Origin of the sequence: Streptomyces sp. PA03-6a (assembly GCF_033792765.1) — a bacterium.
Taxonomy (GTDB): domain Bacteria; phylum Actinomycetota; class Actinomycetes; order Streptomycetales; family Streptomycetaceae; genus Actinacidiphila.
In genome coordinates this window covers 1-7,101 of record NZ_JARAVK010000052.1, presented here as the reverse complement: position 1 = coordinate 7,101, position 7,101 = coordinate 1, and the positions used below count along the sequence as shown (strand labels likewise).

Genomic DNA, 7,101 nt, shown 5'->3' with positions numbered 1-7,101 from the left:
ACCCGACACCGGTGCCCGTGCCTTCCCTTATGTGCGGAATCGACTCGACCGAGCCGTGACCGCTCGCCATATTAAGGTAAGCATTACCTAACTTGATAGACCTCCCCATCGGGGCATGACCGCACAGCTCACGGCGGTAGGGTTAAGGTGTGCCTAACCTAAGGATGCTGGCCGTGGGGCCAGGCCGGTGACCGCGCGCGGAAACCTGCGCCCAGCCCTGCTCGTCGTGTTGCCGGTCGTCGCCCTGGCCGGACTGTGCGTGCTGTCGATCGGGCTGGGTGCCGTCGACATCCCCCCGGACCAGGTCGTCCGGGCGCTTTTCGGCCACCCCTCGAGCCATCTCGTGGACAACATCGTCTGGACCGTCCGCGTACCGCGCACCGTCCTCGGCCTCACCGCGGGCGCCGCCTTGGGGCTGTCCGGCGCACTCATGCAGGCCCTGACCCGCAACCCGCTCGCCGACCCCGGCATCCTCGGGGTCAGCGCGGGCGCGTCCTTCGGGATCGTCGTCGCCATCGCCCTGTTCGGGCTCGGCTCGCTGTACGGCACGATCTGGTTCGCCCTCGCCGGCGCGCTCGGCACCAGCGTGCTGGTCTTCCTGCTGGGCCGGACGGGCCGTTCGGGCGCGACGCCGGTGAAGCTGGCGCTGGCCGGAGTCGCCGTCACCTTCCTGCTGTTCTCGCTGACCAACGCGATCGTCCTCACCGATCCCGACGCCCTGGACCGCTACCGCTTCTGGTCCGCTGGCACCCTCGCCGACCAGGACGGCACCGTCGTGCGGAGCATCCTGCCGTTCCTGGCGGTCGGGGCGGTGCTCGCGCTCGCCGCCGCCCCCGCGCTCAACAGCCTGGCCCTGGGCGACGACGTGGCCGCGTCCCTCGGGCGCCGGCTCGGCCTCGTACGCCTGCAGGGGGTCGTCGCGGTGATGCTTCTCACGGGAGCGTCGGTCGCCGTGATCGGCCCGGTGGTCTTCCTCGGCCTGGTCGTACCGCACGTCGCCCGGGTGCTGGCCCAGCACGCGGGCATCGGCCCCGACCACCGCTGGCTGCTGCCGCTTTCCGCGGTGCTCGCCCCGTGCCTGCTGCTCACCGCGGACATCCTCGGCCGGGTCGTCGCACGGCCCACCGAGGTCCAGGCCGGAGTGCTCGTCGCCTTCATCGGCGGCCCGTTCTTCGTCGCCCTGGTCCGCCGGCGCAAACTCGCGGAGGTCTGAGCATGACCGCCCTCGCCCCCCTCCGCGGCCGCCGGCCCTTCCGGCTGGCGGCCCCACCGGTCTCCGGAGTGCTCCGGCCGCGGCTGGTCGCCGTGTGCGCCGCCCTGGTCGTCGCGGTGTTCCTGCTCTTCTGCTGGGGCGTCTCCCTCGGGGACTACCCCATCGGGTTCGCCGACGTGGTCAAGGCCCTCACCGGCGCCGGCGACCCCGGAACGGTGCTGGTCGTACGGGAGTTGCGGCTGCCGCGCGCGCTCGCGGGACTGCTCGTCGGCATCGCCTTCGGCATCTCCGGCGCGCTGTACCAGACCATGACCCGCAACCCGCTGGCCAGCCCCGACATGATCGGGCTGACCGAGGGCGCGGGGACCGCCGTGGTCGCGGGCATCGTGCTCGGCTGGGACGGCGGCCTGGGCACCCAGGGCCTCGGCCTGCTCGGAGCGCTGGTGACGGCGCTGCTGGTGTACGCGCTGGCGTGGAAGGGCGGTGCCACCGGCTACCGCATCATCCTGGTCGGCATCGGCGTGTCCTGGATGTGCACCAGCGCCACGGACTACCTGGTCGCGCGCGGCGAGCGGTTCGAGGCGCAGGCCGCCCTCGGCTGGCTGGTGGGCAACCTCAACGGCCGCACCTGGGACCAGGTCACGCAACTCGCGGTCGCCACGGCCGTGCTCGTGCCCCTCGCCCTCGGCATGGGCCGCCGGCTGCGGACCCTGCAGCTGGGCGACGACGTGGCGGCCGGCCTCGGCACGCCGGTGCAGCCGGTACGGCTGGCCCTGCTGCTCATCGGCGTCGGGCTGATCGCCTTCGGCACGGCCGCGGCCGGACCGGTCGCCTTCGTGGCGCTGGCCGCCCCGCAGATCGCCCAGCGGATGGCCGGCACGGCGTGGCCGCCTTTGGCCGCCTCGGGACTGACCGGCGCGCTGGTCGTCCTGGGGTCCGACCTCATCGCGCGTGAAGCGATCCCCGGCACGGAACTCCCGGTCGGGATCGTCACCGGCGTCATCGGCGCGCCGGTCCTGCTCTGGCTGCTCATCCGCGCCAACCGCGCGGGCTCAGGAGGCTGAACCCATGGCGACCACCGACCCCGCCCCCACCGCCGCCGCGGGCCCCGACCTGCGGGCACGCGGGCTGCACCTGGCGTACGACGACCGGCTGGTGGTCGAGGACCTCGACCTCGTCATACCCTCCGGCCGCATCACCGCCATCGTCGGCGCCAACGCCTGCGGCAAGTCCACCCTCCTGCGCGCCCTGGCCAGGCTTCTCGCGCCCCGTCAGGGCGTCGTCGAACTCGACGGCCGCGCCCTGCGGTCGGTGCCGACCAGGGAACTCGCCCAACGGCTGGGCATCCTGCCGCAGACCCCGGTGGCCCCGGAGGGGCTGACCGTCATCGACCTGGTCAGCCGCGGCCGTTCGCCGCACCAGACGTGGTGGCGGCAGTGGTCCAAGGCCGACGAGCTGGCGGTCCACGAGGCACTGGCGGCGACCGGCATGACCGAGCTCGCGAACCGGGCCGTGGACGAGCTGTCCGGCGGCCAGCGCCAGCGGGCCTGGATCGCCATGGCCGTCGCCCAGGGCACCCCCGTCCTCCTGCTGGACGAACCGACCACCTACCTGGACCTTGCCCACCAGATCGACGTCCTGGACCTCGTCACCGACCTCAACCGCCGAGAGCACCGCACGGTGGTGATGGTCCTGCACGACCTCAACCAGGCCTGCCGCTACGCCGACCACGTCATCGCGATGAAGTCGGGGCGGATCGCCGCCGAGGGCACACCGGCCGAGGTGATCACCGCCGGGACCGTCGAGGACGTCTTCGACCTGCGCTGCCAGGTCACCACCGACCCGGTGAGCGGCACCCCGCTGGTGATCCCCATGGGCCGCCACCACGAGGCGGTCCCCGTCGCCGCCGAGTGACCCGCCCGGTGGCGGGCCGGAGGCGATCCGGGAGCCGGACACCGCCGACCTGCGGCGCGTACGGCTGCGGCCTACGGTGTTGGTACGGGGTCCGCACGGCTGATCGGAGCCGGCCATGCCTGTCTACCATGTGGTCACCACGCAGAACACGGTCTCGGCGCGGCAGAAGGCCGAGTTGGCGGCGGAGATCACGCGTCTCCACGCGTCGATCACCGGGGCGCCCACTTCCTTCGTGCACGTGACGTTCGCCGAACTGCCCGAAGGCAGCGTCTTCACGGATGCGGCTCCCTCACGTCCCCTGCTGATCGAGGCGACCACACGGGCGGGCCACGCGGACACGGAGAAGACACAGCTGGCCAAGGACATCTCGGCCGCCGGCAGCAGGGTGACCGGCGTGCCGGAGACGCACATCCTCGTGATCATCAAGGACAGCCCGGCCCGGTTCGCCGCCGAGGGAGGCCGCATCCTGCCCGAGCCGGGGGACGAAGGCGACTGGCCGGCAGGAACCGACTGACCGGCTGCCGGCTTCGGCCGCCGGGGCGGACAGGCGCGGGCGACCGCGGCCCGGCCACCCCGGCGAACCTCACGGCCCTAGCCCGGCAGGACGGTCGTGCCGGCGCCGCCCGGCCCGACGGACAGCGCGCGCAGCAGGGCGTGCGGGGCGCGGCCGTCCAGCACGCGGGCCGTGCGGACGCCCGCCCGGACGGCCCGCAGGCAGCTCTCCATCTTGGGCACCATGCCGCCGCCCAGCGCCGGGAGCATCGCCTCCAGTTCGGCGGCGGTGAGCCGGTCCAGGACCCGTTCGCGGCGCGGCCAGTCGGCGTACAGCCCGGGCACGTCGGTGAGGACGACCAGCGCCTCGGCGTCGAGCGCGGCGGCCAGGGCCCCGGCAGCCGCGTCCGCGTTGACGTTGTAGATCTGGCCGTCCGTGCCCCGGCCCAGCGAGGAGACGACGGGGATGTGGCCGTGGTCCAGGAGCACGTCCACGGCCGCCGTGTTGACCTCCGTCACCTCGCCGACGAGGCCGATGTCGACGATCTCGCCGTCGACCTCGGCGTAGCGGCGCACCGCGGTCAGCGTGTGCGCGTCCTCGCCGGTGAGCCCCACGGCGTACGGCCCGTGCTCGTTGAGGAGCCCCACCAGGTCCCGCTGGACCTTGCCGGCCAGGACCATCCGCGCGACGTCCAGGACCTCGGGGGTGGTGACCCGCAGCCCGCCGACGAAGCGGGCCTCGATGCCGATCAGGTCGAGCTGGGCGCTGATCTGCGGGCCGCCGCCGTGCACCACCGCGACCCGCACCCCGGCCTCCCGGATGCGGACGACGTCCTGCGCGAAGGTGCGCAGCAGAGCGCCGTCGCCCATGGCGTTGCCACCCACCTTCACGACGACGGTGCGGCCCCCGAGCGCGCGCAGGGCGGGAAGCGGCCCGGGGCCGGCCAGGGCCGTCGTCACGGACGCGCGGTCAGGTAGCCGCCCATGGTGCGGAACCAGTCGCCGGCCGCGTACTCGGTGCCGTCGTCCGTGCGGACCGTGCGCACCAGCAGTCCCTTGCGGTGGCCGCCGCGGGCGTCCGCGCCGGCGACGATGACGACGCCGTCGCCCTCGCGGATGAAGATGCGGCCGGGCGTGCCGCCGTAGCGGGCCTGCGAGACGGCGGCGGAGACGATCCTGATGCGTTCGCCGCGGTGGTACGTGAAGGCGTTGGGGTACGGGTCGGACTGCGCCCGCACCAGGCGTTCCAGGTCCTCGGCGGGCCAGTTCCAGTCGATGCGGCTGTCCTCGACGGAGCGCTTGTGGAAGAAGCTGGCGCGGGAGCGGTCCTGGGGCGTCCACTTGGCGCGGCCGGAGGCGATCAGGTCCAGGGACTCGCGCACGAGGGGTGCGATCAGGTCGCAGGTGCGGTGGAAGAGGTCGGTCGCGGTGTCGTCCGGGCCGACGGGCTCCGAGCGCTGCAGCAGGATGTCGCCGGCGTCCAGTTCGCCGTCCATGCGGTGGGCGGTGACGCCGACGCGCTCCTCGCCGTTGATCAGCGCCCAGATGATCGGGGAGAAACCCGCGTAGGCGGGGAGCAGGGAGTCGTGCACGTTGAGGGTGCCGTGCGGCGGGAGGTCGAAGATCTCCGGCGGCAGCCAGGTGCGCCAGTTGTTGGCGACGATGATGTCGGGTGCCGCGGCGCGGATGGCCTCCAGCAGTTCGGCGTCGTCGGGGCGGTTGCGCAGCAGCACGGGCACGCCGTGCTTCTCGGCGAGTTCCGCCACCGAATCGTCCCAGATCTTCTCGTACGCGTGCTCGCTCCTGGGGTGGGTCACGACGAGGACGACCTCGTGATCCGACTCCAGCAGGGCCTGCAGCGTCCGGTGTCCCCAGGTCTGATAGCCGAACATGACGACCCGCATGGGCTGCCTCTCCTTCAGTGATTATTGCAAGGTTAGGCTTACCTTATCTAGTATGTGGCGCGCATAGGGAGGCGATGCAACGGTGACAGCACCGCTCAATGAGCCGGACACGATCCACGACATCCTGGGAATCGGTTTCGGTCCGTCAAATCTGGCTCTGGCGATAGCCATCGAGGAGCACAACGCACAAGTCCCCGCCTCCCGGCGGATCAACGCCCGCTTCCTGGAGCGGCAGCCCCGCTTCGGATGGCACCGCGGCATGCTGATCGACGACGCGACGATGCAGGTCTCGTTCCTGAAGGACCTGGTCACCATGCGCAACCCGACCAGCGACTTCAGCTTCCTGTGCTACCTGCGCGAACAGGGCCGGCTGGTCGACTTCCTCAACCAGAAGACGCTCTTCCCGCTCCGCGTGGAGTTCCACGACTACTTCGAGTGGGCCGCCGCCCGCGTCGCCGACGTCGTCGACTACTCCTGCGAAGTGCTGTCCGTCACACCGGTCCGCGACGCCGGCGGCGAGGTCGACCACCTCGACGTGACGTGCCGGGACCCCGAGGACCCCGCGCGGACGGTCACCCACCGAGCCCGCAACATCAGCGTGGCCGTCGGGCTCGAGCCGCACCTGCCGCCGGGCACCGAGCTGTCGGACCGGGTGTGGCACAACAGCCAGCTGCTGCCCAGGGTCGCCGAGCTCACCGCGACGGGCACCCCGGTGCGCCGGGCCGTCGTCCTGGGCGCCGGCCAGAGCGCGGCCGAGGCGGTCGACTTCCTGCACCGCACCTTCCCCGACGCGGAGATCTGCGCGGTGTTCGCCAAGTACGGCTACACGCCCGCCGACGACAGCCCCTTCGCCAACCGGATCTTCGACCCGGAGGCGGTGGACCTCTACTTCGGCTCCCCGTCCGAGGTGAAGCAGTCCCTCGTCGACTACCACCGCAGCACCAACTACTCGGTGGTCGACATGGACCTCATCGAGGCCCTGTACGCGACCTCCTACCGCGAGAAGGTGCAGGGCCGCGAACGGCTGCGCTTCCTCAACGTCTCCCGCATCCGCGACGTGAGCGCCGCGGACGACGGCCTCGACGTGACGGTGGAGTTCCTGCCGACCGGCGAGCGGCACGTCCTGGAGGCGGACGTCCTCGTGCACGCCACCGGGTACCGCTCGCAGGACGTCGGCACGCTCCTCGGGGAGTCCGCCAAGATCTGCCTGCGCGACGACGGCGACGCCCTCCGCGTCGGCCGCGACCACCGCGTCGAGGTCGCCCCCGAGGTGCGGGCGGGCATCTACGTGCAGGGCGGCACCGAGCACACGCACGGGCTGACCTCCACGCTGCTGTCCACCACCGCCGTCCGGGCCGGTGAGATCGTCGCCTCGCTCGCCGCCCGTCAGGACGAGCCGGCCGCGGCGGCCGCGGCCCGCGCCTGAGACGCCTCTGGGGCCGCCGGTCGTCCGGCGGCCCCGGGTCCCCTCCTTGGCTACGCCTCCTGGTCCCGGGCCAGGAGCCGGTCGAAAAGGCGCCGGTCGCCGGCGACCTCCAACTCCAAGGGCCCGCCCGCCCCGCCCGCCCCGCAGGGAGG

At 72.6% G+C, this 7,101-nt stretch carries 7 protein-coding genes; 5 read left to right on the top strand and 2 right to left on the bottom strand.

Annotated elements, in window-relative coordinates:
- Window positions 1-187: 187 nt before the first annotated feature.
- The 4 genes from PV350_RS15210 (at window position 188) to PV350_RS15195 (ending at window position 3,641) form a co-directional block, all read left to right on the top strand.
- A complete protein-coding gene (locus tag PV350_RS15210; RefSeq protein WP_500334287.1) occupies window positions 188-1,213 on the top strand; it encodes a FecCD family ABC transporter permease in 1,026 nt (341 codons plus the stop codon).
- A gap of 2 nt (window positions 1,214-1,215) precedes the next feature.
- On the top strand, window positions 1,216-2,277 hold the full coding sequence (locus tag PV350_RS15205; RefSeq protein ID WP_499516158.1) for a FecCD family ABC transporter permease: 1,062 nt from the start codon (window positions 1,216-1,218) through the stop codon (window positions 2,275-2,277).
- Between the two features lie 4 nt (window positions 2,278-2,281).
- A complete protein-coding gene (locus tag PV350_RS15200; protein ID WP_499516157.1) occupies window positions 2,282-3,127 on the top strand; it encodes an ABC transporter ATP-binding protein in 846 nt (281 codons plus the stop codon).
- 115 nt (window positions 3,128-3,242) lie between these two features.
- Complete coding sequence (locus PV350_RS15195; protein ID WP_499516156.1) at window positions 3,243-3,641, top strand: tautomerase family protein; 399 nt, start codon at window positions 3,243-3,245, stop codon at window positions 3,639-3,641.
- 77 nt (window positions 3,642-3,718) lie between these two features.
- Here PV350_RS15195 and argB read toward each other — a convergent pair whose 3' ends face one another.
- Window positions 3,719-4,579, bottom strand: coding sequence for an acetylglutamate kinase (argB, locus tag PV350_RS15190; protein ID WP_499516155.1), 861 nt, complete (start codon window positions 4,577-4,579; stop codon window positions 3,719-3,721).
- A complete protein-coding gene (locus PV350_RS15185) occupies window positions 4,576-5,523 on the bottom strand; it encodes a methionyl-tRNA formyltransferase (protein ID WP_500334285.1) in 948 nt (315 codons plus the stop codon). The genes argB and PV350_RS15185 overlap by 4 nt, the downstream gene beginning before the upstream one ends.
- An 82-nt stretch (window positions 5,524-5,605) precedes the next feature.
- On the opposite strand from PV350_RS15185, the gene PV350_RS15180 reads away from it, so the two are divergent.
- Window positions 5,606-6,949, top strand: a complete 1,344-nt coding sequence (locus PV350_RS15180; RefSeq protein ID WP_499516153.1) for a lysine N(6)-hydroxylase/L-ornithine N(5)-oxygenase family protein — start codon at window positions 5,606-5,608, stop codon at window positions 6,947-6,949.
- The last annotated feature ends 152 nt before the right edge of the window (window positions 6,950-7,101 follow it).

Coding starts and splice junctions, on each gene's coding strand:
- PV350_RS15205 (WP_499516158.1), top strand. CDS start 1,216: ATGACCGCCCTCGCCCCCCTCCGCGGCCGCCGGCCCTTCCGGCTGGCG.
- PV350_RS15200 (WP_499516157.1), top strand. CDS start 2,282: ATGGCGACCACCGACCCCGCCCCCACCGCCGCCGCGGGCCCCGACCTG.
- PV350_RS15195 (WP_499516156.1), top strand. CDS start 3,243: ATGCCTGTCTACCATGTGGTCACCACGCAGAACACGGTCTCGGCGCGG.
- PV350_RS15185 (WP_500334285.1), bottom strand. CDS start 5,523: ATGCGGGTCGTCATGTTCGGCTATCAGACCTGGGGACACCGGACGCTG.